The 25,003-nt window shown below is 55.7% G+C and carries 32 protein-coding genes; 30 read left to right on the top strand and 2 right to left on the bottom strand.

Annotated elements, in window-relative coordinates:
* Positions 1–17 precede the first annotated feature (17 nt).
* The 5 genes from AC6I8T_RS07480 to AC6I8T_RS07460 all read left to right on the top strand — a co-directional run bounded on the left by AC6I8T_RS07480 (position 18) and on the right by AC6I8T_RS07460 (position 4,825).
* Positions 18–248, top strand: a complete 231-nt coding sequence (locus AC6I8T_RS07480) for a DUF2732 family protein (protein WP_497833669.1) — start codon at positions 18–20, stop codon at positions 246–248.
* The gene (locus tag AC6I8T_RS07475; protein ID WP_497833668.1) at positions 248–472 is read left to right on the top strand and encodes a TraR/DksA family transcriptional regulator; all 225 of its coding nucleotides are present in this window, start codon (positions 248–250) and stop codon (positions 470–472) included. The genes AC6I8T_RS07480 and AC6I8T_RS07475 overlap by 1 nt, the downstream gene beginning before the upstream one ends.
* Positions 472–2,700, top strand: coding sequence for a replication endonuclease (locus tag AC6I8T_RS07470; RefSeq protein WP_497833667.1), 2,229 nt, complete (start codon positions 472–474; stop codon positions 2,698–2,700). Before AC6I8T_RS07475 ends, AC6I8T_RS07470 begins: the two co-directional genes overlap by 1 nt.
* A gap of 109 nt (positions 2,701–2,809) precedes the next feature.
* A complete protein-coding gene (locus tag AC6I8T_RS07465; protein WP_208724202.1) occupies positions 2,810–2,986 on the top strand; it encodes a hypothetical protein in 177 nt (58 codons plus the stop codon).
* 297 nt (positions 2,987–3,283) lie between these two features.
* Entirely contained in the window at positions 3,284–4,825 is a 1,542-nt protein-coding gene (locus AC6I8T_RS07460; protein ID WP_497833666.1) for a P-loop ATPase, Sll1717 family, read from the top strand.
* 79 nt (positions 4,826–4,904) lie between these two features.
* Here AC6I8T_RS07460 and AC6I8T_RS07455 read toward each other — a convergent pair whose 3' ends face one another.
* Together AC6I8T_RS07455 and AC6I8T_RS07450 are read right to left on the bottom strand one after the other, a co-directional pair.
* The gene (locus AC6I8T_RS07455; RefSeq protein ID WP_497833665.1) at positions 4,905–5,933 is read right to left on the bottom strand and encodes a phage portal protein; all 1,029 of its coding nucleotides are present in this window, start codon (positions 5,931–5,933) and stop codon (positions 4,905–4,907) included.
* Positions 5,933–7,696: a terminase ATPase subunit family protein gene (locus AC6I8T_RS07450; RefSeq protein ID WP_497833664.1), complete on the bottom strand. Its 1,764-nt coding sequence runs from the start codon at positions 7,694–7,696 to the stop codon at positions 5,933–5,935. The genes AC6I8T_RS07455 and AC6I8T_RS07450 overlap by 1 nt, the downstream gene beginning before the upstream one ends.
* Before the next feature lie 145 nt (positions 7,697–7,841).
* On the opposite strand from AC6I8T_RS07450, the gene AC6I8T_RS07445 reads away from it, so the two are divergent.
* From AC6I8T_RS07445 to AC6I8T_RS07325, 25 genes are all read left to right on the top strand, one after another.
* Positions 7,842–8,687, top strand: a complete 846-nt coding sequence (locus AC6I8T_RS07445; protein WP_497833663.1) for a GPO family capsid scaffolding protein — start codon at positions 7,842–7,844, stop codon at positions 8,685–8,687.
* A 48-nt stretch (positions 8,688–8,735) separates the two neighbouring features.
* Entirely contained in the window at positions 8,736–9,848 is a 1,113-nt protein-coding gene (locus tag AC6I8T_RS07440) for a phage major capsid protein, P2 family (protein WP_497833662.1), read from the top strand.
* A gap of 3 nt (positions 9,849–9,851) precedes the next feature.
* A complete protein-coding gene (locus AC6I8T_RS07435; protein WP_497833661.1) occupies positions 9,852–10,520 on the top strand; it encodes a phage terminase small subunit in 669 nt (222 codons plus the stop codon).
* A 91-nt stretch (positions 10,521–10,611) separates the two neighbouring features.
* On the top strand, positions 10,612–11,079 hold the full coding sequence (locus tag AC6I8T_RS07430; protein ID WP_497833660.1) for a head completion/stabilization protein: 468 nt from the start codon (positions 10,612–10,614) through the stop codon (positions 11,077–11,079).
* Positions 11,079–11,282: a tail protein X gene (locus AC6I8T_RS07425; protein ID WP_497834283.1), complete on the top strand. Its 204-nt coding sequence runs from the start codon at positions 11,079–11,081 to the stop codon at positions 11,280–11,282. The genes AC6I8T_RS07430 and AC6I8T_RS07425 overlap by 1 nt, the downstream gene beginning before the upstream one ends.
* A gap of 8 nt (positions 11,283–11,290) precedes the next feature.
* Positions 11,291–11,506, top strand: coding sequence for an HP1 family phage holin (locus AC6I8T_RS07420; protein ID WP_497834282.1), 216 nt, complete (start codon positions 11,291–11,293; stop codon positions 11,504–11,506).
* The gene (locus AC6I8T_RS07415; protein ID WP_497833659.1) at positions 11,487–11,999 is read left to right on the top strand and encodes a lysozyme; all 513 of its coding nucleotides are present in this window, start codon (positions 11,487–11,489) and stop codon (positions 11,997–11,999) included. Before AC6I8T_RS07420 ends, AC6I8T_RS07415 begins: the two co-directional genes overlap by 20 nt.
* Positions 11,996–12,418, top strand: a complete 423-nt coding sequence (gene lysB, locus AC6I8T_RS07410; RefSeq protein ID WP_497833658.1) for an Rz-like lysis system protein LysB — start codon at positions 11,996–11,998, stop codon at positions 12,416–12,418. Before AC6I8T_RS07415 ends, lysB begins: the two co-directional genes overlap by 4 nt.
* Complete coding sequence (gene lysC / locus AC6I8T_RS07405) at positions 12,309–12,587, top strand: Rz1-like lysis system protein LysC (RefSeq protein ID WP_497834281.1); 279 nt, start codon at positions 12,309–12,311, stop codon at positions 12,585–12,587. Before lysB ends, lysC begins: the two co-directional genes overlap by 110 nt.
* Positions 12,520–12,987, top strand: a complete 468-nt coding sequence (locus tag AC6I8T_RS07400; RefSeq protein ID WP_497833657.1) for a phage tail protein — start codon at positions 12,520–12,522, stop codon at positions 12,985–12,987. Before lysC ends, AC6I8T_RS07400 begins: the two co-directional genes overlap by 68 nt.
* Positions 12,984–13,433 (top strand): phage virion morphogenesis protein, encoded by a 450-nt coding sequence (locus tag AC6I8T_RS07395; protein ID WP_497833656.1) that lies wholly within the window; start codon positions 12,984–12,986, stop codon positions 13,431–13,433. The genes AC6I8T_RS07400 and AC6I8T_RS07395 overlap by 4 nt, the downstream gene beginning before the upstream one ends.
* Positions 13,434–13,466: 33 nt before the next feature.
* Complete coding sequence (locus AC6I8T_RS07390; RefSeq protein WP_497833655.1) at positions 13,467–14,276, top strand: hypothetical protein; 810 nt, start codon at positions 13,467–13,469, stop codon at positions 14,274–14,276.
* Between the two features lie 75 nt (positions 14,277–14,351).
* Positions 14,352–14,942 (top strand): phage baseplate assembly protein V, encoded by a 591-nt coding sequence (locus AC6I8T_RS07385; RefSeq protein WP_497833654.1) that lies wholly within the window; start codon positions 14,352–14,354, stop codon positions 14,940–14,942.
* Complete coding sequence (locus tag AC6I8T_RS07380) at positions 14,939–15,289, top strand: GPW/gp25 family protein (RefSeq protein WP_497833653.1); 351 nt, start codon at positions 14,939–14,941, stop codon at positions 15,287–15,289. The genes AC6I8T_RS07385 and AC6I8T_RS07380 overlap by 4 nt, the downstream gene beginning before the upstream one ends.
* A 4-nt stretch (positions 15,290–15,293) precedes the next feature.
* Positions 15,294–16,202, top strand: coding sequence for a baseplate assembly protein (locus AC6I8T_RS07375; protein ID WP_497833652.1), 909 nt, complete (start codon positions 15,294–15,296; stop codon positions 16,200–16,202).
* Positions 16,195–16,803: a phage tail protein I gene (locus AC6I8T_RS07370; protein ID WP_497833651.1), complete on the top strand. Its 609-nt coding sequence runs from the start codon at positions 16,195–16,197 to the stop codon at positions 16,801–16,803. Before AC6I8T_RS07375 ends, AC6I8T_RS07370 begins: the two co-directional genes overlap by 8 nt.
* Positions 16,800–18,365, top strand: coding sequence for a phage tail protein (locus AC6I8T_RS07365; protein WP_497833650.1), 1,566 nt, complete (start codon positions 16,800–16,802; stop codon positions 18,363–18,365). The genes AC6I8T_RS07370 and AC6I8T_RS07365 overlap by 4 nt, the downstream gene beginning before the upstream one ends.
* Complete coding sequence (locus AC6I8T_RS07360; protein WP_497833649.1) at positions 18,362–18,541, top strand: hypothetical protein; 180 nt, start codon at positions 18,362–18,364, stop codon at positions 18,539–18,541. Before AC6I8T_RS07365 ends, AC6I8T_RS07360 begins: the two co-directional genes overlap by 4 nt.
* A 106-nt stretch (positions 18,542–18,647) precedes the next feature.
* On the top strand, positions 18,648–19,817 hold the full coding sequence (locus tag AC6I8T_RS07355; protein WP_497833648.1) for a phage tail sheath protein: 1,170 nt from the start codon (positions 18,648–18,650) through the stop codon (positions 19,815–19,817).
* A gap of 12 nt (positions 19,818–19,829) precedes the next feature.
* Complete coding sequence (locus AC6I8T_RS07350; protein ID WP_497833647.1) at positions 19,830–20,339, top strand: phage major tail tube protein; 510 nt, start codon at positions 19,830–19,832, stop codon at positions 20,337–20,339.
* A 59-nt stretch (positions 20,340–20,398) separates the two neighbouring features.
* Positions 20,399–20,677: a phage tail assembly protein gene (locus tag AC6I8T_RS07345; RefSeq protein WP_497833646.1), complete on the top strand. Its 279-nt coding sequence runs from the start codon at positions 20,399–20,401 to the stop codon at positions 20,675–20,677.
* A 32-nt stretch (positions 20,678–20,709) separates the two neighbouring features.
* Positions 20,710–20,835, top strand: a complete 126-nt coding sequence (locus AC6I8T_RS07340) for a GpE family phage tail protein (protein ID WP_497833645.1) — start codon at positions 20,710–20,712, stop codon at positions 20,833–20,835.
* Positions 20,825–23,287, top strand: a complete 2,463-nt coding sequence (locus tag AC6I8T_RS07335; protein WP_497833644.1) for a phage tail tape measure protein — start codon at positions 20,825–20,827, stop codon at positions 23,285–23,287. The genes AC6I8T_RS07340 and AC6I8T_RS07335 overlap by 11 nt, the downstream gene beginning before the upstream one ends.
* Before the next feature lie 3 nt (positions 23,288–23,290).
* On the top strand, positions 23,291–23,797 hold the full coding sequence (locus tag AC6I8T_RS07330) for a phage tail protein (RefSeq protein ID WP_497833643.1): 507 nt from the start codon (positions 23,291–23,293) through the stop codon (positions 23,795–23,797).
* Positions 23,794–24,954, top strand: coding sequence for a phage late control D family protein (locus tag AC6I8T_RS07325; RefSeq protein WP_497833642.1), 1,161 nt, complete (start codon positions 23,794–23,796; stop codon positions 24,952–24,954). The genes AC6I8T_RS07330 and AC6I8T_RS07325 overlap by 4 nt, the downstream gene beginning before the upstream one ends.
* Positions 24,955–25,003: the final 49 nt, after the last annotated feature.

The raw sequence follows: 25,003 nt of genomic DNA, 5'->3' as shown, positions 1-25,003 counted from the left end.
GAAGAAAGGAAAATCACATGCTGAATAAATTTACTAAATCCAGTCAACCAGCTTCATATATTGAACTTGATATGATGCTGAATGACGCACGTCGCGAAGAACGCCGCGGTCGTGCTGACCTTATGGTCTCCCGCCTTAACATCCTGGCCTCAAAAATTCGCCGGGATGAACTTACCCACGTCGAGGCCGCAGAGCTTCTTTATCAGGAAGCGGAAAAGCTACAGGCACAAATTGAGGAGGCGCATTAATGGCTGACTCAATGGACATCGTGCAGCAGCGCACCGACGAAACGCTAGCTCGCAACATCGCGATTATCGTAAATCGCGGTCCTGCTGTAAGCGCCTCATTTTGTGAAGACTGTGAAGCCCCAATTCCTGAAAAGCGCCGCCGCGCTTATCTGGGTGTAACCCGCTGCGTTTCCTGCCAGGAAATTGAGGAACAGCGCAACAAACACCTGATGGGTAATTCCTGATGCATGAGGAATTCGCTTACCCGTGGAATGCTCCACGGGAAGCCATTGCCAGTCCCTATCCTACTTATGAGCAAATATATAGCCGCAGTCAGATGATTGCGGCTTTAGCACATGCGCAGGAACTTCTCGAACAGCAGCCGAAACTGATCCAACTCGATGTTAAACGTCGTGCCAGTGAGCTGGAGAAAGCACAGGGAACAGCACGCGCCAATGCGTACTTAACAAAAACTTTTGTTGAGCGCACATTGCCACGCGTTGAATGCGTAAACGCAAAGTATCGGCTCGACGAAATGAAGTCAGCCACCTTTAACCTGCTGGCCGAAAATGCTGGAGAAAAAACGGGGGCAGCCCGCGCTGGCGGTACGCTGTGGGAATTGATGAAGCGCTTTAACCGTCTGCCTGATATGGCGCGTGCTGATGTTGATCTGCTGGCTGGTGACGTGGCTAATTTTATTATGGCCGAACTGGTACAGGCTCATAGCCAGGGCAGCGACGAGACAGATTACAAATACACGCATCGAGTTTATATGACCGCTGCGACCATCACCCGCGAACTGAACCAGACACCGCCGCTGTGGGATAAAGTCACATCACGTTTGTTTGATCCGGAAGAAGTTACCCCGGCCATCATGCGTATGAAGACTGAAAAATGGTGGAAAGGCCGACTGCGTCGTGTTGCGTCTGCCTGGCGCGAGCACTTGCAGATCGCACTCGCTAACGTCAGCAAAAAGCACACCCCATACGCCAGCAATATGACCGTTGCGGAATGGCGTGAGCAGAAACGTCGCACGCGTGAATTCCTTAAAGGCATGGAGTTAGAAGACGAAGAAGGCAACCGCATCAGTCTGATTGAAAAATACGACGGCAGTGTGGCTAATCCCGCTATTCGCCGCTGCGAATTGATGACGCGCATCCGGGGCTTTGAAAATATCTGCAACGAGATGGGCTTTATCGGCGAGTTCTATACCCTCACCGCACCAGCCCGCTACCACGCCACTATTAAGACCGGCCATCGTAATCGTAAATGGAACGGAGCCAGCCCGGCGGACACGCAACGGTACCTCTGCAACCTCTGGCAGAAAATCCGCGCAAAGCTGCATCGTGAAGAAATCCGTATCTTTGGCATACGTGTTGCTGAACCTCATCATGATGCGACCCCTCACTGGCATATGCTGATGTTTATGCTTCCTGAAAATGTCGATCGCGTGCGTGAAGTTATGAGCGCTTACGCCTGGCAGGAAGACAACAAAGAGCTGAAAAGCGAAAAGGCTCTCAGAGCGCGTTTTCACGCCGAAGCTATCGACCCGGAAAAAGGCAGCGCCACCGGATACGTGGCGAAATACATATCTAAAAATATCGACGGCTATGCACTCGATGGAGAGATGGACGACGAAAGCGGCAAAGAGCTTAAAGAGACAGCATCAGCCGTTTCCGCTTGGGCGGCACGCTGGCACATCCGCCAGTTTCAGTTTGTGGGTGGCGCGCCGGTAACGGTTTATCGTGAGCTCCGCCGCATGGCTGACAGCGAAACCGCTCACGGTCTGAGTGTTGAATTTGCTGCTGCGCACGATGCAGCCGATGCTGGTGATTGGGCTGGCTATGTCAACGCTCAGGGCGGGCCGTTCGTCCGTCGTGATGATTTAGCAGTGCGCACCTGGTATCAGCCGAGCGATGACGTAAACGAATACGGCGAGGAAACCGTGCGTATCAAAGGCGTTTTTGCAACTGAAGTTGGTGCAGACACGCCAATCTTAACCCGCCTGGCACAGTGGAAGATCGTCCCCAAACGTGCCGTTGATTTGGCCGTTGACCTTCAGGGCGCGTCTGCGCCCTCTCGGAGTTCTGTCAATAACTGTACGGAGCCATCACCAGATGATTCCCCTGTTGATTTTTCACGACCACCAACCAGAGCTGAGAGAAAGCGGATTCTGAAAAGATTGTACGAAAGTACGCCTGAAAAACCGCCAAAGCCTCGACCAGCACCGGAAAGTGATCGATATCAGGAACAACGCGAGAAGTTAAAAGAGACTTTTTATGATGTCTCACGGCTGAGTCTGTCCGAGGGGGAAGTCACACGCATGATGATGGGACACAAACTCAAGGTTGGTGATCAGGTTTTCTGGAGTGGAACCAGTGGTCATCTCTTCCGCGACAGGAGAAAAGCCTCAACGGCCCTGCAACGATTCCAGGCATTGGCCGCGCGCCATAAGGGAAACAGTGATGTTTAATAAACGACCGTTCAGACTTATCTGAGTGATACGATTCTTTACGGTTCCTTAACGGCGTGATACTGTTTATACATACAGTATATTTTAGAGATAAGGAGTTAATGCGCTGATGGATATCGATAATCTGAGCGAGACAGTGGCTAGAATCCAGTTTATTGCTGACGTCTCACTGATTGCTCACTGCAAGGAAGATGAATTAAAAATGGCACTGTCGATGATTAGTGATATGGCCGGAACCATTGACACCTCATCTTTCCAGGACGCTATCTTCTTCCAGGCAGATTGATACCTGCTGAGTCACTCCCCTACCCTGAGCCGCCGATTTGGCGGCTTTTTTGATGGTGCAGCAAAACGCATGTGCGTGCATGAGATTGCATGATCGGAATAGGATCGCTAATCGTCCCTGCCCTCATGGCTGGCGCGATTTGGGACATGACATGCACATGCATGAAAAGCGATGCATAAAGCGGGCAGGCGTGGCGGGGAAAGCATTGCGCGCTACATTTTTAGGAATGCATCAATGTTGATATCTTAAATCCTGGGTGGTATAAGAAAATTCTTAGAAAATTATGGAGTAACATTAATGAAGTTAAAGGATATTTACCTTGGTACAACAGATGCCAAGAATGAAATGTTATCTAATACACCAACTGAGATAGAGCGTTTTAAAAAGCTTTTTGTCGTTCCACCCGCTCTTCTTATCGATAAATATCTTGCTCGTGACAAATATTTTATAACCGGTCTCAAAGGCACTGGAAAAACGGCATTACTTAGGTATATCGCACTCAAACTTGATGAAAGTAAAAATTATCACTCTAAGTTCATACTATTTAAATCTGACATAGATGAGGATTTGAGAAAAGACTTTAATCACGCATCTCATATTCAGGAGGTTATTGAAAACAGCACTAGTTATGATGGAAAGGATTATGAAAACATATGGAGATGGTTTATTTATAAAACAATATCTAGACTTTCACAAATCGAAAAAATAAACTTATTCAAGGAAGGGGACGACCTAAATAGATTCCATGCAAAGATAAATTCTGAAGTCCCAGAAAAAACCAAGTCTGGCCTTGCCAAGTTAATACCAAACCTAAGAAAAGGCAATATAGAATTAAGTAAGAACCCGAAAGTTACTTTAGATTTTGATTGGGATAATACAGGCATTGCAAAAGTAAATTTCTCTAAATTTATTCGGGAGCTTGATGATGATTTTGAATCGCTCGAAGCATCAGAAAACTCTATAAACATATTTTTTGATGAGTTAGAGTTAAATTATTCAACTTCAAAACAATATCAAAGAGACTCCAGACTGATTAGAGACCTTATAGTAACCATCGAAAAGATAAATGCTGTAGCAAAAAGAAAAGGCTTCAACCTTTGCATTTATGGAGCCATCCGTTCTGAAGTAACCAATTCAGTTGAAACCCTTGGTAAGGAAATCAATAAACCTCTAACTGATTTTGGAACCGAAATCTTTTGGAATAGGCCAGGGTATGATGCCATACAGCAACCATTGATGCATATAATTGAACAACGAATAAATAATGCAAGAGTAGAAAATGGTTTTCCAAAACTAGAAAGCGCAGAACTTTGGAGTACATACTTCCCCAACACTATTCATGGGAAAAAACCACAAACTTATCTTCTTCACAATTCTTGGTATCGGCCAAGAGATATTGTCAGACTTTTATTATCAGCGCAAGACAGCTACCCTGATGAAAAGGAATTCAACATACAAACACTTGAGGCAATCAGGAAGCGCTACTCTTCATTATCTTGGAACGAGCTAACAGAAGAACTAAAAACAAAGTATAAATCCGTAGAAATTGAAGGCATAAAAAACATTCTTTATGGATATAAGCAGATCTCGACCACAAGCGAATTCAGCAAGCACACTGAAGAGATGAAAAACATCCATGAGGATGTAAGAACCCTCCTTGAAAAAACAAAAATATCCGAAATATTAAAGGATTTGTATAGAATTGGTGTAATCGGAAATTTCAACAAACCCGAAGGCAGCAAAGCACGAATGAGATTTTCTTTTAGAGGTGATGATAGTATTCTTTTCACCCAAAAAATTTACATTCACAATGCACTACTTGCACATTTATCCATCTAAACAAAAGCTCCCTTACAGTGGGAGCCATTCCATAAAACATCATTAGCAATGATTTCGAATAATCATCTCCTGAATAAACTCATTCATCAAATTTATATAGTCTAAAAGCAATAACATCGTGATTGAGCCATTTGTTTATCTCCTTCATACGTTCTTGCAATGGTGTTAATTCATTACGAACAAACACCTGCGCCGCCTTCACAGCATCACCAAACCCGCCCGAATTATCCGGGATAATCCCCATCATCTGCGGCGGCACGCGGTGTGCGCTTAACAGATCGTCACGGCTGGCCTTCTTGATGTTGAAAAAATCATCCCGCGTTGCCACCTCACTCAGCGGCAGAATCTTAATCCCGTCAGGCTTTCCGTTCGGTGCATACATGAAAAGATTCCGAAAATTACCTAAGCCTTTTGTATCACGCATCGCCTGGCGCATCCGGTCGATATCGCTGCTGCTCTGCGCCGCGTCGGTCATGTACAGGATGTAACCGGCGTGCGCGCCGTTCTGGTAATACTTGCGGCGAAACAATGTCGCTGACTCATTCAGCCAGGCGGAGTTAAGCGCGCTGAGGTATTCCGGCAGGCCGTACAGCTCCTGATTAATATCCGGCTCGATAAGGTGAAACACCTGTCCGGCCTCAAACTGATGCGCGTCCTTCCATTCATTCACAAACCAGTACACCCCATCATCTACCCCGCGCCGCGTGTATTTGGCCGGTGAGGTTTCGAGGCGCAGCGGCTGGCCGAGCGCATTACGACGCAGCTCGGCAAACGCATTGCCAAAGACGAGATAATCCAGCGCAAACTTGCTGAATTCCTGCTGGCTCATCAGAGGATGCGGGATAAAGGTGGAGGCCAGAATATTGCGTTTCACGTACAGCGGTGAGCTGTGATGCACCGCCGAGCGCAGGCTTTTCGCCAGGCCGTGAAAGCTGACCGGCGGCTCATACCAGCGGCCGTTATGGATGCACTCGGCATAATCCAGAATATCGCGCTTATCCATCACCGGCGTCGGATCGCCAAAGGTAAACGCCTCTACCGGCTGTGATGCCACCGGGGCGGGCTGAGTACGGGCGGTAAATGCCTTGCGGCCTCTGCGTTTGCTCATCAGTAGAATTCCATGAAAGAAGGATTTGCGCCGCCGCTGGCTGCGGTAAGCGGTTCGTTTAACAGTGCGTGCATGACTGCCCAGGCGACGTCGGCGTGGCTGGCGTCTTCGCTGCGGCTGGCTTCGTAGGTGGAGCGGTTGCCGCTGGCGGTCATGGTTTTGCGGATAGCCATAAAGGATTGGGTGATGTCGGTCTGGCCCGCGTCGTATTCCAGTCGCCCGCTGCTGATGGTGTCTTTCGCCTTCAGCACCATTGCGGTTTTCACCTCGGGCGTGTAGCGGATTTCCCGCGCGGCCGGGTAGAACTGGCGCACCAACTGAAACACACCCTGGCCGATGCCGGTCGCATCGATACCGATATATTCAACGGTGTATTTCTCCGTCAGCTCTTTAATCGACTGCGCCTGTGCGGCAAAGTCCATACCGCGCCACTGGTGGCGCTCCAGCACGCGGAATTTACCCCCGGCAACCAGCGGCGGTGCGATAACGGCACATCCGTCACTGTCGCCGGTATGCGAGGGGTCGTACCCAATCCACACCGGGCGGTAATCGAACGGGCGCAGCGCATACGGGTTAAAGTCGGTCCACTCCTCCAGGCTGTCCACCATGCACCCCTGTAGCTCGGCGAACGGAAACACGCTGGCCTCGTCGTCGACAAACTCACACATCAGCAGGTTTTGGTATTCGGCCGGGCTGTACTCAAGTTGCAGCTGGTCGATATCGAACAGGTTGCAGCCGCCCGTCAGCGCATCTTCAACCGTGACAATCTGCCGCCACTGGCCGTCACCGCACAGTGCCCCTTTCGCCAGATGCGAATGTGACAGGTCAATTTCAATGCGGTCATCTTTGTTGCGACGCCCTTTATTAAACAGCTCGCCCGACCAGAACGGGTACGCGCTGTGCGACAGGCTCGACGGCGTCGAAAAGTACGTGGTGCGCCATTTCTTGTGCAGCGACATACCGCTGGCAACTTTGCGCAGCTCCTGGAATTTCGGGATCCAGAAATATTCATCCAGGTACAGATTGCCGGTGTAGCTCTGCGCGGTGCGTACGTTGGTGCCGAGAAAAATCAGGCGTGCACTGTTTGGCAGCACAATCGGATCGCCTTTCAGGTCAACATCCACCGAGCGGGCGAAATCAATGATGTAGTTTTTGAAGACGTGCGCCTGTGCCTTGCTGGCTGACAGGAAAATCTGGTTGCGCCCGGTGGTCAGCGCATCAAGCAGCGCCTCGCGGGCAAAGTAGAACGTCGCACCAATCTGGCGGGATTTGAGGATGTTGCGGATACGGTGCACCAGCCCGGCTTTATGCCAGTTTAGCTGATACTCAAAGCAGCCATCCATAAACAGGCCGGTCAGTTTGTCGGTCTGCTCGTCGCTGAAAATATTCTTGATAACCGGCTGACGCTCGCCCCGGTTGCGGTTGCGCACGTTCGGATTGAGATCCGCCTCGTTACCGCTGCCACGGTAACGTTCAACGCGGGCCAGCCGTTCAATCTGTCGCCCGAGCAGGTCTATCTCTTTGTAATCCCTTCCCTCCTTCACGTCTTTGAGGATGAGCTGAGTCAGCCGCGCCTCAAGACTGAATTCCACGCGGCTGATGGGCGCAACTTCTTCCCAGGCGTCGCGGAGTTTCCAGCTCTGCACGGTTGGCGTTTTCTGTCCGAGCGTCTCCGCTATCTGGCGCACGGAATATCCCTGCCAGTAAAGCAGTGCCGCCTGACGGCGCGGATCGCTGATGGTGGTGCCGGGTGTCATGTTCATGCCGCTAAGGCTACCGGCCGCAAAATGGGTGCGCCTGTCCTCGCTGTCTGCTGGTTGATGAGCGGGCGGGCATTCGTTGAGGGATGCGGTGCTGACGGGGAAACTGGCCCCGAACCGAACCCATCAACAGACCGGAGCCTGATTAATGGCAACTAAAGCAAAGCGTTTTCGCATCGCAACGGAAGGCGCAACCACCGACGGCCGCGTGATTTCCCGTGAGTGGATCACCCAGATGGCAAAGAACTACGACCCGGCCGTATACGGTGCCCGCGTCAATATGGAGCACATCAAGGGTTATGCTGCTGACAGCACCTTTCGCCGTTTTGGCGACGTGACGAAAGTCGAGGCAGAGGAAATCACCAACAGCGCGCTGAAAGGCAAGCTGGCCCTGTATGGCTATATCGACCCCACCCCGGATCTGGTTGAGCTGACCAAAGCGCGCCAGAAGATTTACACCTCCATCGAGGTAAACCCGAAATTTGCCGACACCGGCGAGGCGTATCTCATTGGCCTTGCTGTCACCGATGACCCGTCAAGTCTCGGCACGGAGTACCTGAGTTTCAGCGCCACCGCCAAAGCCAGCCCGCTGGCGTCCCGCAAGCAGGATAAAGACAACCTGTTTACCGCTGCTGAAGAAACCCTGATCGAATTCTACGAAGAAGCCGACGCAGGCCCGTCACTGCTGACCCGCGTGAAAGAGCTGTTTTCCCGCAAAGAAAAAACCGATGACGAGCGTTTCAGCGACGTAAGCGCGGCGGTGACAACGGTTGCCGAGCAGGTTCAGCAGAACAGTGATGCACATGCGCAGCAGCTGGCGACGCTGGAAAAAACCTTTTCTGACCGCCTTGAGGCGCTGGAGAAGCAAACCGGTGAAGACCGCGAAGCCATGAGCGCACTACAGAAAACGCTCGCGAAAACCGACGGCAGCTTTTCCCGCCGCCCGCCTTCCACCGGTGGCGACGGCAAAGGCAGCGCGCAGACCGACTGCTGATAAGTCACGGTCTGAGAACACCCCGAACACTGATGAACAGGAGCGCCAATGCGCCAGAATACCCGCTTTAAATTTAACGCTTACATGTCCCGCCTGGCCGAGCTGAACGGCGTCGAAACCGGCGACATGAACAAGAAATTCACCGTCGAACCGGCGGTATCACAGACCCTGATGAACCGCGTGCAGGAGTCATCCGAGTTTCTGACCCACATCAACATCGTGCCGGTGATGGAGATGAAGGGCGAAAAAATTGGGATCGGCGTATCCGGCTCCATTGCCAGCACCGCCGACACGGCGGGCGGCGATGAGCGTGAAACCGCTGATTTCTCCGCACTCGATGCCGAGGGCTACGAGTGTGCCCAGGTCAACTTTGACTTTCATATCCGCTATAACCAGCTCGACCTGTGGGCGCGCTATGAAGATTTTCAGGCCCGTCTGCGTGACGCCATCATTAAACGGCAGGCGCTTGATCGCATCATGATCGGCTTTAACGGCACCAGCCGCGCCAAAACCTCCAACCGTGCGGCCAACCCGATGTTGCAGGACGTGGCGAAAGGCTGGTTGCAGAAGTACCGCGATAACGCCCCTGACCGCGTGATGAACAACGTCACGGCGGAAGACGGCACGGTGTCCGACAAAATCCGTGTGGGCAAAGGTGGTGATTACGCCAGCCTCGACGCGCTGGTGATGGATGCCACCAACGACCTGATCGAGCCGTGGTATCAGGAAGACCCTGAGCTGGTTGTTATCTGCGGTCGTCAGCTGCTGGCTGACAAGTATTTCCCGCTGGTTAACCAGAGTCAGGCCAACACCGAACAACTGGCGGCCGATCTGATCATCAGCCAGAAGCGTATCGGCAACCTGCCCGCTGTCCGTGTGCCGTACTTCCCGCCTAATGCCCTGATGATCACCCGTCTGGATAACCTGTCCATCTACTGGCAGGAAGGTACACACCGCCGCCTGATTGATGAAGTGGCGAAACGCGACCGCATCGAAAACTACGAGTCCATCAACGAGGACTACGTGATCGAGGATTACGCGGCCGGTTGCCTGGTGGAAAACATCGTGACCGGTGATTTCAGCGAGCCGGAAGCAGCAGCTGCCGCCACGACTCAGACCGAACCTGATAACGAAACCGAAACCCAGGAAGCGGGAGAGTAATTCATGCTGAGTCCCGCCCGCCGTCACCGGATGCGCGTCCAGGCCGAAGCCGCACAGCAGCGGGATAAAAACCCGCTGCGCCACGCCACCGGCTATGAGCAGATGCTCGTGAAACTCAACGAGGACAAGCGCCGCCTGAAAAAAATCTATGGCAAGGAACGCAAGGCAGAACTGAAACGCCAGATGCTGCCCGACTATCTGCCGTGGATTGCAGGCGTGATGAACAGCGGGCGCGGTGCGCAGGATGCCATCGTGATGACCGTCATGATCTGGCGACTGGACACAGGCGACATAACCGGCGCGCTGGAGATTGCCCGTTATGCCCTGAAACACGGTCTGGTATCGCCCGACGGATTCAAACGCGACAGCCTGCCTTACCTGCTGGCCGAGGAAGTTGCCAGCGCCGCGACACGCGCCTGGACGGCAAAAGAGGCGGTGGATATGGCACCGCTGCTGGAAACCATCCGGCTGACCGAGGCCGAAGACATGCCCGATGAGGTGCGCGCCAAGCTGCACAAAATCGCCGGGTATGTGTATCGCGACGCGGGCGGGACTCATGAGGCGATGATCCACCTTAAACGTGCGCTGCAACTGCATGAGGGTTGCGGCGTGAAAAAAGACATTGAGCGGCTGGCGACTGCCATGAAAAAGCAGGCACAGGCCAGCCGCTGACCGGACGCGCCCCGCGCCGGGCGGCAGGACAGCAACGGGCCTTTCAGGCTCCTGCGCTGTCCTCCACCGCCCACCTATTCAGAGGCCAACTATGACAACGGTAGTGATACCCGCACCGCGACCGGCAGAGAGTGCCGAGCCGCCGGTAAAGAATACGTTTTTCTGGCCTGACATTGACCTGAAGCAGCTGCGCGACGCGCTGCGCTACGAAGGCACGGTCACAGCACCCCGGCTGCGCCAGGCGGTACTGACGGCAATATCCGAGGTGAATGCCGAGCTGTATGACTGGCGCACCGACCAGATGGCAGGAAGCTTTAAGACGCTCGCTGACGTTCCGGCCGAAACCCTGGACGGCATCAGCGAGAAAATCACGCAGTACATCGCGGCCGTGGCTTCTGCCACCGCCGCGACCATTGCCGAACGCTATCGCGGCTATGACGCCACCGGCACGAAAAAGGCCGGTGAGATTGAGATCAGCGCCGACGAATACTGGCGCGATGCGCGATTCAGTATCAGCCGTGTCGCCTCGCGTCCGGGCTGCATTGTGGACCTGCTGTGATGAAGGTGTACGCACTTCAGGGCGATACGGTCGATGAAATCTGCCACCGCTATTACGGGCGCACTGAGCAGGTCACGGAGCTGGTTTATGCGGCCAATAACGGTCTGGCGGATGCCGGGCCGGTACTGCCACACGGCTATGCCGTTGAGTTGCCCGACCTGCCGGAATCGTCGACCGGGGAAACCGTCAACCTCTGGGACTGAATATGAATATATCGCTGGAGCGCATCAGCACCTTTATCACCTACTGCGTGGCGGCGGTGCTGGGCTGGCTCGGTAAGTGGAATTTGCAGGACATGGCGACCCTGCTCGGCATGGTGCTGGGCGTCGGCATGTTCCTGGTGAGCTGGTACTACCGCCGCAAGACCTATCAGCTTCTCGCAAGTGGCCGCATCAGCCGGGGGGACTATGAATCTGCAAACCGTTAAGCGCTGCGCCGTTGGTGCGGTTCTGGCAATTGCCGCCACGCTGCCGGGCTTCCCGCAACTGCATACCTCCGTTGAGGGGTTAAAGCTGATTGCGGATTACGAGGGCTGTCGCCTGAAACCGTACCAGTGCAGCGCCGGAGTCTGGACCGACGGCATCGGCAACACGTCCGGTGTCGTTCCGGGCCGGAGCATTACCGAACGGCAGGCGGCGGGCAATTTCATCACCAACGTGCTGCGCACCGAGGCGGCCCTCTCCCGCTGCATCTTCATGCAGCTGCCACAGAAGGTTTACGACGCCGTGGTGTCGTTTGCCTTCAACGTCGGTACGGGCAACGCCTGCGGCTCCACGCTGGTGCAGTTGCTGAATAAGGGCCGCTGGTCTGATGCCTGTCATCAGCTGAAACGCTGGGTGTATGTGAATGGCGTGTTTAACGTGGGGCTGGATAACCGCCGTGGGCGGGAAATGGCCTGGTGCCTTCAGGGGGCAGCATGACCCGTGTTATTTCCACGCTGTTAGCCGTTGCATTGCTGGCATTGTTCTTTACCGGCTGGCGCTGGTCAGTCGCCAGTGGAGAGCTGGTGAGTGCACAGAAGATTATCGGCACTCTGTCGGCCGGTATCGAAAGCCGGGATAAAGCCATCACCCGGCTGAATGCGGAAAACCGTGAAGGCCAGAAACGCGATGCCACATTGCGGCTGATGCAGGGGCGGGCCAGTACCGGCGCGCTCAACCGTGAAATGCAAATACAGAGGGAAACCGATGCGAACCCGACATTACGCGACTGGTCTGCTGCTCCTTTGCCTGACGCTGTTATCCGGCTGCACACCCGTCCCGCCTTCACCAGCGCCAGAAATTATCTGGACTGGCTGTCCACGCGTGACAAGCTGCCTGATACCGGGCAACAGCCTTAAAACGGCGGGCGATCTGGCGGCGGATAACCGTCAGTTAGAAGCGGCGCTCGTCTCCTGCGGGTTGCAGGTGGAAACCATTAAAGACTGCCAGGAGGAACACGATGCTGAAACCGAAACAACTGCGCGAGGCACTGACAGCCAGCGTCCCGGTGCTGCAAAGAAGCCCTGACAGCCTGAACGTATTTATCGATAATGGCCGCATTGTCTCGACGCTCGCGGCTTCCCTGTCGTTTGAATATCAGTATCAGCTGAATATGGTGATCACCGACTACACCGGCGATATTGATCTGCTGATTGTGCCGTTGCTCGCCTGGCTGCGGGTGAACCAGCCCGATGTGATGGCGACGAAGGAGAAGCAGCAGACCGGCTTTACCTTTAAAGCTGATGTGATCAGCGACACGGCCAGTGATATCAGTATTGATATCCAGTTGAGTGAACGGGTGATCGTGAAGCAGGAAGGTGATGAGTTGCATGTAAATCACGTTGGCGAGAACCCACTGCCGGAGAATGACGCCCGACCGGTGCAGATGTATTCAAAGGGTGAGCTTATCAGCGAGTGGCAGTTATGAGCGGGCTGGAACTGGTCGAGGACCGGCTGAACGCGCTGATCAATAACCTGTCAACCCCGGCACGTAAAGAGATGGCGCGAAACATCGCCAAAAAGCTCCGAGCCAGCCAGCAGCAGAATATCAAACGCCAGCAGGCACCGGACGGCACGCCGTTTAAACCACGCAAAATGCAGCCGGTTCGCAGTAAAAAAGGCCGGGTTAAACGTGAGATGTTCGCCAAACTGCGCACCGCAAAATACATGAAAGCAAAGGCCGAATCAGATGCGGCCGTGGTTGAGTTTACGGGCCGTGTGCAGCGTATGGCCCGCGTGCATCATTACGGGCTACGCGACCGACCAGCCCGTAATGGTAAAGAGGTGCAGTATGAGGCACGGCCATTAATGGGTATCAATTCAGATGATCTGAAATTGATTGAAGACGCAATCCTCTCACAATTAGAATTGTGATTCATTGCCTTAGAGGTTGGGGATAAAGTCAAGATGAACATTAATGTAAAACAAAGTGCATTATTTCTTGGTGTGGCTTTTTTGATATTGGGATCGATTAATGCAACCATTAAAAACGTATCAGGTGGAACAGTATGTTTTGCCGCTGGGATAATAGTAATATTACTCTTTCATTTTGATGTAAAAAAATTCAATGTCTTTGGGCTGGCTGCGGAGTTGAGAGAAAAGATAGATGAAGCGGATAAAATATTGTCACAACTGCGTGGAATAGCGCTACCAGTAAGTGAGTTGGCTATCGTCTTTGCTTCTAAGACGGCAAGAAGACAAGGGGAAATATCTAGGCGTTCCTTATTTCAATATGTTCATGACATTGAAAGTGAGTTAATTGAGCTTGGGGTAGAAGCCGATGAAATTGAAAAGGTAAAAAAAGGATGGTGTTTTATAACTCTAACTGAAATGGTGGGGGTTATTTTTAGGGGGATAATAGATAAGGCTGAAAAAAAGGACAGGGGATATGTTAAAGCCCATGACGAATTTCACAAGGCGAAACAAGGAAATTCAGATGAATGCAAAGCTGTCGTGGCTAAACACAATGTAGCACTTGAAGAGATTTCAAAAATTTATGCTGAGCTTGCAACTATTGATTCAATTATTGATTTAATGGATGTGCGTGAACTCAGAGAATTATCGTTACGTTTAAAAGACATTCTAATGGGAATTTCAACTCTGGACGAAGAAGAAAAAAAAGAAGTTGAAATGAATTTAAAAGACGCATGGGAGGATTTAGATTATTTCATTACTGAGAAAAAACTGCGGCGGCCAGAGGTGTGGTTTAAGGAGTAACCTTTTTCTGTTTGCTCATCAGCCATAAAACATCCCTAAATTGAGAGTGTCCTGCATCATGGGCATTCTCAATTCATGAACGAACAACTCTCCGAAATCCTGCGCCTGCTGCGCAACCTGATCCGCATTGGCACCGTCTCCGCCGTAAATCTGGACGGCGGGTTATGCCGCGTCGATACAGGAAACAACACCACCGGCTGGCTGCACTGGCTGACTGCCCGTGCGGGTAAAACCCGTTCGTGGAATGCGCCGTCAGTGGGTGAGCAGGTGCTCGTCCTCTGCCTTGGTGGCGAACTCGACACCGGCTTTGTGCTGCCCGGTATTTTCTCCGATGACAACCCGGCCCCGTCTGCCTCCGCCGATGCGCTGCACTGGTCCTTTCCCGACGGCGCGGTGATCGAGTATGAGCCAAAGAACGGCGCACTGACGGCAACCGGCATTCAGACCGCCACCATTAAAGCCGCCGTCAAAATCCTGCTGGATGTGCCAGAGGTCGAGTGCACCAAACTCCTCAAAACCGCCACGCTGGAAGTCACCCAGGGCGGCACGATGAAAGGCAATGTGATGCACAGCGGTGGGAATTTCAGCTCTAACGGTGTTGTCGTGCACGACCATAAACACGGCAAAGTGCAGAGCGGCGGCTCGATGACGGAGGGCACCGAGTGACAACCGAAAAATACATCGGCATGAACCGCGAGACCGGCAAAGCGCTGACCGGCCTCGAACATATCCAGCAATCCATACGCGACATCCTGGTGACGCCGATTGGCTCCAGGGTGATGCGCCGCAAATACGGCTCACTCCTGTCAGCACTGATTGACCAGCCACAGAATGCGGCGTTACGCCTCCAGATTATGTCGGCCTGCTATGTGGCGCTCATCCAGTGGGAGCCGCGCGTAAAGCTGACCGGCATCAGCTACGAGTCCGATTTTAACGGCGGCATGGTGGTTGAGCTGACCGGCAACCGTACCGACACCGCACAGACCTTCTCCTTAACCGTCCCTGTGAGCTGAGAACATGGCAACCATTGACCTGAGCCAGCTGCCCGCGCCCGACGTGGTGGAAACGCTGGACTATGAAACCCTGCTGGCCGAACGCAAAGCCACGCTGATTTCTCTCTACCCGGAAGAACAGCAGGCCGCCATCGCCGCCACGCTGGCGCTGGAGTCTGATCCCATCGTGAAGATTCTGGAGGAAAACGCCTACCGTGAGCTGATCCTGCGCCAGCGCATCAACGAAGCGGCGCAGGCGGTCATGGTGGCGTACGCGCTGGATGCCGACCTTGACCAGCTCGGCGCAAACAATGGCGTCACCCGCCTGACCATCACCCCGGCCGACGACACCACCATTCCGCCCACGGCGGCAGAGATGGAGGGCAACGACGATTTCCGCGCCCGTATCGCGGCCGCCTTCGAGGGGCTGAGTGTGGCCGGGCCGACCGGTGCCTATGAGTATCACGCAAAAAGCGCCGATGGCCGGGTGGCAGATGCCTCTGCCATCAGCCCGTCGCCTGCGGTTGTCACCGTGACCATCCTTGCCCGCGAGGGTAACGGCGTGGCGGATGATGACCTGCTGGCCGTGGTGGATGCCGCGCTGAACGATGAGGACGTGCGGCCGGTGGCCGACCGCGTCAGCGTGCAGTCAGCCGACATCGTGAATTACGACATTGAGGCAGAGCTGTATCTCTATCCGGGGCCGGAAGCGGAACCCATCCGCGCGGCTTCCGAGGCAAAACTCGTTACCTACATCACCGCGCAGAAGCGCCTCGGGCGGGATATCCGCCTCTCAGCCCTGTATGCCGCCATGCACGTTGAAGGCGTGCAGCGCGTCAACCTGATTAAGCCGGTTGCTGATGTGGTGCTGGATAAAACGCAGGCGGCGTACTGCACCGGTTATGCGCTGACCGTGGGGGGATCGGATGAGTGATCGCCTGGTTCCCACCGGTTCATCGGTGCTTGAGGTTGCCGCCGCACAGGCGCTGGCCTCGCTGACCGATCTGAATGTTCCGTTGCGTCAGCTGTGGAACCCGTACACCTGCCCGGTGGCGCTGCTGCCGTATCTGGCGTGGGCGTGGTCGGTTGACCGCTGGGACAGCAGCTGGAGCGAGTCCACCAAACGCGCCGTCGTGGCGGCATCGCAGTACGTACACCGGCACAAAGGCACCATTGGCGCGGTGCGTCGCGTGGTGGAGCCGCTCGGTTATCTGATCCGCGTTATCGAGTGGTGGAAAACCAACGATGAGCCGGGCACGTTCCGGCTCGATGTGGGCGTGCTGGATACCGGCATTACCGAGGAAATGTATAACGAGCTGGAGCGGCTGATAGCGGATGCAAAGCCCCTCAGCCGTCATCTGATCGGCCTGTCCATCAACCTTGATGCAAACGGGGAAATCCCGGTTGCCGCTGCCAGCTACTGCGGCGACCTGCTTACCGTTTATCCCTATACCCCTGAAATTATCAGTACCGGCGGCGCGGGCTATTCCGGCGTGGCGGTGCATCTTATTGACCTGACGGAAGTGAGCGCATGACGACAAAATATTTTGCCCTGCTGACCAATCAGGGCGCGGCCAGACTGGCGAACGCAGCCGCGCTCGGCACGAAATTACAGATTACCCAGATGGCGGTCGGTGACGGTGGCGGCACGCTGCCCACGCCTGACCCGGCGCAGACGGCGCTCACCGGTGAGAAACGCCGGGCGGCGCTGAACTCGCTGAGTATCGACACGGCCAACAGCAGCCAGATTATCGCCGAGCAGATTATCCCGGAGAGCGAAGGCGGTTTCTGGATACGCGAGATTGGGCTGTTTGATGCCGACGGCGTCCTGATTGCCGTGGCTAACTGTGCCGAAACCTACAAGCCGCTGCTGGCCGAGGGCAGCGGGCGCACGCAGACGGTGCGCATGATCCTCATCGTGAACAGCACCAGCGCGGTGACGCTGAAGATTGATCCGGCCGTGGTGCTGGCAACGCGGCAGTATGTTGATAACGCCGTGATTGAGGTTAAAGCGTATGCCGACAGCCTGATGGCGCAGCACCTTGCCGCTGCGGATCCACATCGGCAGTATGCCCCGATTGCCAGCCCGCAGCTGACCGGTACGCCCAAAGCGCCGACCGCTGCACCCGGCAACAACACAACGCAGCTGGCGACAACGGCCTTTGTCACCGCCGCTCTTGCTGCACTGACCGGCTCCGCCCCTGAAGCGCTCGACACGCTGAAAGAGCTGGCCGATGCGCTGGGCGATGACCCGAACTTTTCTGCAACGGTACTGAATGCGCTCGCCGGAAAAATGGCGATCGACCAGAACGGCGCGGATATTGGTGATGTGGCGGCGTTTGTTAAAAATCTCGGGCTGGGTACGGGATTAACCGGCGTTGTCGGTCAGTCACGCAATGCGCTGATGCACGTTGCCACGGCCGGAACGACCGCAACCTGGACGGCTGACGAGCTGATCGTGCAGACGGCATCTGGCGGCACGCAATACAAATTGTCCGGGCTGGCACTGCCGGTTGATCTCTCCGTGATCGGTGCAGGCGGTGTCGACGTTGCGGGCAGTATTCCGGCCAGCGGGTTTATGGCGGTTTATGCCATCTGGGGGCCGGGTAAAGCACCGGCGGCACTGGCCCGGAATGCAACCAGTGCGAAGGCACCGGAAATCTGTCCCGGCAGCGCCATGCCCGCCGGATATACCGCCAGCGCCCTGGTCTCCGTCTGGCGCGTCGCTTCCGGCCAGTTTGTCGCAGGATGGCAGTGCGGGCGGCGCATCAGCTTTGTGCAGCAGATGGCGCTGGCAAGCAGCATCTCTGCGCCGTCGTATACCCCGCAGGGGATTGCGGCCATCGTTCCGCTCAATGCCCTCAGCGTCAGCGGGATTGGGAACCCGAATATTTCCGGGTATCAGTACAACACCAACATGACGATAGCGGCGTCGGCGGACGGTGTGGGGGCGGTGTATATCGGGTGCGGCGGTGCGGCGATTGTCTCACCCTTCAGTAATCTGCCCCTGATAACGCCGCAGACGATTTATTACACCCTGGCGGCCGGGACAGCGTTGCAGACCTCTTATATCTACATCACAGGATATGAAATATGACTACTGTCTATGTGCAGTTCACTGACGACACACGGTCAGAGATTGGCGCGGTTTTCTCCTCTCCGCAGGATCCTGATGCATACCCGCACTATGCGGAAATTGGTGAGGACGACGCGGCGGGATCTGCCCTCTGTGCTGAATTCCTCAATACGTCCGTTAACCCCTTCGGTCTGTAACGTCCGGCGCGGCTTCTGTTCGCTGAGTTATCAGCAGACTGCAATCACATGCGCCGTCCTGCCTGAGCTGCCACCCTGAGCACACCGTTAACCAGGAGTGCAACAGATGGCAGATTATCATCACGGTGTCCGCGTCGTCGAAGTGAACGACGGCACGCGCACCATCTCCACCGTATCCACCGCAATCGTCGGCATGGTCTGCACCGCCGACGATGCGGACGCGGCTACCTTCCCGCTCAACAAGCCGGTACTCATCACCAACGTGCAGGGCGCAGTCGGCAAGGCGGGCGTCAAAGGCACGCTGGCGGCGGCGTTACAGGCCATTGCCGACCAGTCGAAACCCGTCACCGTCGTGGTGCGCGTGGCCGAAGGCGACGACGAAGCCGAAACCACGTCCAACATCATCGGCGGCACCGACGCCAACGGCCAGTACACTGGCATGAAAGCGCTGCTGGCTGCGCAGACCGAACTCGATGTCAAGCCGCGCATCCTCGGCGTGCCGGGCCTCGACACGCTGGAAGTGTCCACCGCGCTTGCCAGCATCGCACAGCAGCTGCGCGCCTTCGCTTACGTGTCGGCGTGGGACTGCAAAACCATTTCCGAGGCCCGCCTCTATCGTCAGAACTTCAGCCAGCGCGAAATCATGGTCATCTGGCCGGATTTCCTCGCCTGGAACACCACAACCAGCGCCTCAGATACGGCTTACGCCACCGCCCGCGCGCTGGGCCTGCGCGCCAAAATCGACAACGACACCGGCTGGCATAAAACCCTGTCGAACGTCGGCGTCAACGGCGTGACCGGGATTTCAGCCTCGGTATTCTGGGATCTGCAACAGGTGGGCACCGATGCCGACCTGCTCAACGAGGCCGACGTCACCACGCTGATCCGCAAGGACGGTTTCCGCTTCTGGGGCAACCGGACATGCAGCGATGACCCGCTGTTCCAGTTTGAGAACTACACCCGCACCGCGCAGGTGCTGGCCGACACCATCGCCGAAGCGCACATGTGGGCGGTGGATAAGCCGCTGACGCCGGTACTGGTGAAAGACATCATTGCCGGTATCAACGCCAAATTCCGCGAAATGGTCAACGCGGGTTATCTGCTGGGCGCGTCTGCCTGGTATGACGAAAGCGCCAACGATAAAGACAGCCTGAAGGCGGGCAAACTCTTTATCGATTACGACTACACGCCGGTGCCGCCGCTGGAAGACCTGACTTTCCGCCAGCGCATCACTGACACTTATCTGGCGACCTTCGCCGCATCCGTGAACAGTTAAGGAGCCGGATAAATGGCACTGCCACGCAAACTTAAGGCGATGAACCTTTTCAATGATTCGAACAGCTATCAGGGCGTGGTGACGGCCGTCACCCTGCCGAAGCTGGCGCGCAAGCTCGACCCGTACCGCGCAGGCGGCATGAACGGGGCTGCGCATATCGACAACGGTCTGGAAGATGACGCGCTGGATATGGAATGGAGTATCGGCGGCATTGATGAGCTGGTGCTGTCGCAGTGGGGTGCATCCGATGTACCGCTGCGTTTTACCGGCTCGTACCAGCGCGATGACACCGGCGAGGAAATCGCAGTTGAAATCGAGGTGCGCGGTAAACACCAGACGTTTGATTTTGGCGAAGCGAAAACCAGTGAGGACACCGAAACCAAAATCACCAGCAAAAACACCTATTACAAACTGACGTTTAACGGCAAAGAGCTGATTGAGATCGACACCGTCAACATGGTGGAGAAGGTCAACGGCACCGACCGCCTCGAACAGCGCCGCAAAAATATCGGCCTGGTATAACCCTGAAGCCAGCGCCCGGCGCTGGCTTTCCCTGACTACAGTGAACTGAGATATCGAACATGGAAAAGAATGAATTGATCGTCGTACTGGAAGCCCCGATTAAGCGTGGTGAGAGTGAAATCACCCAGGTGGAACTGATTAAACCCAACGCGGGCGCGCTGCGCGGCGTGCGCCTGTCCGACCTTGCAGGCTCGGATGTGGATTCGCTGATCACCGTCCTGCCGCGCATCACCGTTCCCGCGCTGACCAAGGCAGACTGTAACAACCTTGACCCGGCTGACCTGATTACGCTGGCGGGCAAGGTGATCGGTTTTTTGTCCTCGAAGTCGGACGAGTAGACTGGCCGCGCGGCCTGACGGTTAACGACCTGATGGCCGACGTTGCCACGATATTTCACTGGCCCCCTTCCGAGCTGTACGACATGCCGCTGGCCGAGCTGATGGACTGGCGGCTGAAAGCCTTTATCCGCAGCGGAGCAAACCCGGATGAGCAATAACCTCAAAATACAGGTGCTGCTGAATGCGGTCGATAAAGCCACCCGCCCGTTTAAAACCGTATTGAACGCCACCAAAGGACTGACCTCTGAAATCCGCCAGACGCAGGCCAGCATCAAAGAGCTGGACGCGCAGGCGGGGAAAATCGACGGTTTCCGCAAAACCAGCGCGCAGCTGGCCGTCACGCAGCAGAAACTCAAGGACGCCAGAGCCGAAGCGGCGGCGCTGGCCGTGACGTTCAAAAGCACCGAGCGCCCGACCACGCAGCAGGCCCGCGCGCTGGAGAAAGCCCGCCAGGCGGCGTCAGAATTACAGACCAAATCTAACTCGCTGCGCCTTTCCGTGCAGCAGCAGCGCGAGGCGCTGACGGCCGCAGGCATTTCGACCCGTAATCTCAGCACCGAACAGCAACGCCTCAAAACCGCCTCGGCGCAGGCGACCGTCAGTCTGAGCCGCCAGAAAATGGAGCTACAGCGGCTCAATGCCCAGCAGGAGCGGCTGAACCAGACCAGTGAGCGTTACCGCAAAGGCCAGGAGTTGTCGGCGAAAGTGCGCAATGCGGGTGCTGCCGGTATCGGTGCCGCCACGGTCAGCGCGGTGGCCGCATCGTCCGTGCTGCGTCCGGGCTATGACTTTGCCCTGGCAAACTCCACGCTACAGGCAACGCTCGGCCTTGATAAGAACTCACCTGAGTTTCAGTCGCTGAGAACGCAGGCGCGCAGTATCGGCGACAACACCGCCGCCTCGGCCAACGATGCCGCACAGGCGCAGATTATCATCGCCAAAGCGGGCGGCAGCACTGACGACATCAAAGCCGCCACGCCGGTGACGCTGAATATGTCGCTGGCGAACAACCGCACGATGGAAGAAAGTGCGCAACTGCTGATGAGCACCAAAAACGCGTTTGGCATGGCGAACAGCGAAGTCGCGCACCTGGGTGATGTGATCTCGGCAACCCTTAACAAAACCGCAGCCGACTTTGACGGGCTGAACGATGCACTGACCTACATCGCGCCGGTGGCGAAAAACGCAGGCGTCAGCGTTGAGCAGACCACGGCGATGATTGGCGCGCTGGCGCAGAACGGCACCACCGGCAGTATGGCCGGGACAGGTGTTCGCGCCATGCTCTTGCGTGTGCAGGCACCCACCGGCGCAGCATTCAAAGCCATTCAGGAGCTGGGCGTCAAAACCGCCGACAGCAAGGGCAACATGCGCCCGTTCTTTACCGTGCTGAAGGAGATGCAAAAATCCTTTGAGAAAAACAAACTCGGTACGGCACAGCAGGCGGAGTACCTGAAAACCATCTTTGGCGAAGAAGCGGCATCGTCTGCCGTGACGCTGATGAAAGCCGCCTCCAGTGGTGAACTGGACAAACTGACGAAAACCTTTCAGCAGTCGGACGGCAGCACTGAGAAACTGGTCAACGTACAGCAGGACAACCTCGGCGGTGACTTCAAAGAATTGCAGTCGGCGTATGAGGCCATCGGCACTGACCTGTTTGATCAGATGGACAGCAGCCTGCGCACGCTGACGCAGGACACCACGAAATTTCTGTTGCAGGTCGATGGCTGGATAAAGGCCAATCCGATGCTTTCATCCGGAATCGCTAAAGCCGCTATGGCGGGCCTGATGCTGGTCGGTGCGATTGGTGCTATCGGGCTGGTTGCCTGGCCGGTTATCGCCGGGGTTAACGCCCTGATTGCCGGAGCCGGATTGCTGGGAACGATATTCAGCGTGGCAGGTGGCGCGATTGTGACCGCCATTGGCGCGATTTCCCTGCCGGTTGTCGCCGTGGTCGCAGCCGTTGTTGCCGGTGCGCTGCTCATCCGCAAATACTGGGAACCCATCAGCGCCTTTATCGCCGGTGTGGCCGAAGGGTTTACCGCCGCGATGGGGCCGATAAGCAATGCATTCGGCCCGCTGAAACCGGTGTTTGAATGGCTCGGTGGCAAAATCAAAGAGCTGTGGGACTGGTTCGGCAAGCTGCTGGAGCCGGTGAAATCCACCCAGGCGGAACTCGCATCAGCCGGTGATATGGGTAAGAAGTTCGGCAACATGCTGGCCGAGGCGCTGAAAATCCCCGGTCATGCCCTCGACCAGCTGCGCAGCGGTATCGACTGGGTGCTGGAAAAGCTCGGCATCATCGACACCAAATCGGACGGGCTGAAAGATAAAGTGCCTTCACCTGACCCGGTGGCGACCGGTGGCGCAGGCGTGGATACCGGCGGGCTTCAGTACAGCCTGGCAACCGGCGGCGCACCTTACCGGCCGGTGTCGTCACCGTCAGCCGCTGGCGGCTACACCGACCGCAGTCAGAATTCGTATCAGTATGAAATCAATATGCATGAAGGCATGAGCAAAGACGATGCACTGGCGCTGATGGCGCAGCATCAGCAGAAGCAGGAGCGCAGCCGCCAGGCACAGAACCGCAGCAAAATGGGTTGGGAGGATTAACCGGTGATGATGATTTACGGCATGATGCCGTTTATGCGCCAGACGCTGCCTTACGGCGAGATGCAGCAGAATATCGATTACCGCTGGCCGACCAACAGCCGTTTTGGTCTGCGCCCGGCGGCGCAGTTTATCGGGCCGGGTGATGAGAAAATCACGCTGTCGGGGGAGTTGCGACCGGAGATTACGGGCGGGGCCATTTCCCTGATGACGATTCGCCTGCTGGCCGATCAGGGGATGGCGTGGCCGCTGATTGGCGGTAACGGCATGATTTACGGCATGTACGTGATCGAGAACATTTCCAACACGCACAGCGAGTTTTTCAGCAACGGCACGGCCAGTAAAATCATGTTTACCCTGAGCCTGAAGCGCGTGGATGAGTCCCTGACGTCGATGTTTGGCGACCTGAAACAGCAGGCTGACGGCTTAATCAGCGGCATCAGCAATCTGCCCGGTCAGGTGACATCGGCCATCAGCAGCGCGGTTTCATCTGTCGGGGGATTACCCGGATGACAGGGATAAGCAGCCTGCCGGTGCAGGCCGGGGCGCGCCTGACGCCTGATTTTATGCTGACGGTGAATTCAAAAGATGTGACCGCCAATATCCGCGACCGGCTGATTTCGCTCACGCTGACCGATAACCGTGGATTCGAAGCTGACCAGCTCGATATCGAACTGGACGACGCCGACGGGCAACTGGCGATGCCGGTACGCGGTGCCGTGGTCACGTTGTTTCTCGGCTGGAAAGGCCAGGCGCTTATCGGTAAGGGCAGTTTTACCGTTGACGAGGTGGAGCACCACGGCGCGCCGGATACCATGACTATCCGCGCCCGCAGCGCTGATTTTCGTGGTTCCCTGAATTCACGCCGTGAGGTGTCCTATCACGACACCACCCTGGGCGATATCGTCACGCAGGTGGCCGGACGCAACAGCCTGAAACCCCTGCTGGCCGATGGCTTTGCGGGCATTGCCGTGGCGCATATCGACCAGACGCAGGAGACTGATGCCAAGTTTCTGACGCGTCTCGCCACGCTTTACGGCGCGGTGGCCGCAGTGAAGGCCGGGCGGCTGCTGTTTATCCGGCCGGGGAACGGCGTCACCATCAGTGGCAAACCCATCCCGCAGATGACCATCACCCGCCAGGATGGCGACCGGCACAGCTTCAGCATTGCCGACCGGGGAGCCTACACCGGTGTATCAGCAAGCTGGCTGCACACCAAAGACCCGAAGCCCAAGAAGGTGAAGCTACAGCGCAAACCCAAAGAGAAGCACCTGCGTGCACTGGAGCACCCGGCCGCGAAAAAGACCACGGCTAAAGCCACGAAAACACCGGAGGCGAAAGAGGGGGATTATCTGGCAGGCAGCGAGGATAACGTGTTCACGCTGACAACGGTGTATTCCAGTAAAGCCACGGCCATGCGCGCCGCTAAGGCGAAGTGGGAGAAGCTGCAACGCGGTGTCGCAGAGTTCTCTATCACGCTGGCAATGGGCCGGGCTGATCTTTACCCGGAAACACCAGTTGCAGTGAGCGGATTTAAATCGGTGATTGATGCGCAGCCGTGGCTCATCAGCAAAGTGACGCACAGCCTGAGCAGCAGCGGCTACACCACACAGCTCGATTTTGAGGTGCTTCTCAGTGATGTGGAATATGAGTTATTCACAAATGACTAGATTGTGTTTGCAAATGCCACTTTCAATGATCAAAATGGTAATGAACCCT

This window comes from Pantoea sp. X-Soil-OKNW-556 (assembly GCF_059730695.1).
The sequence above is the reverse complement of the archived record's forward strand: the minus strand, read 5'-3'. Positions and strand labels throughout refer to the sequence as shown.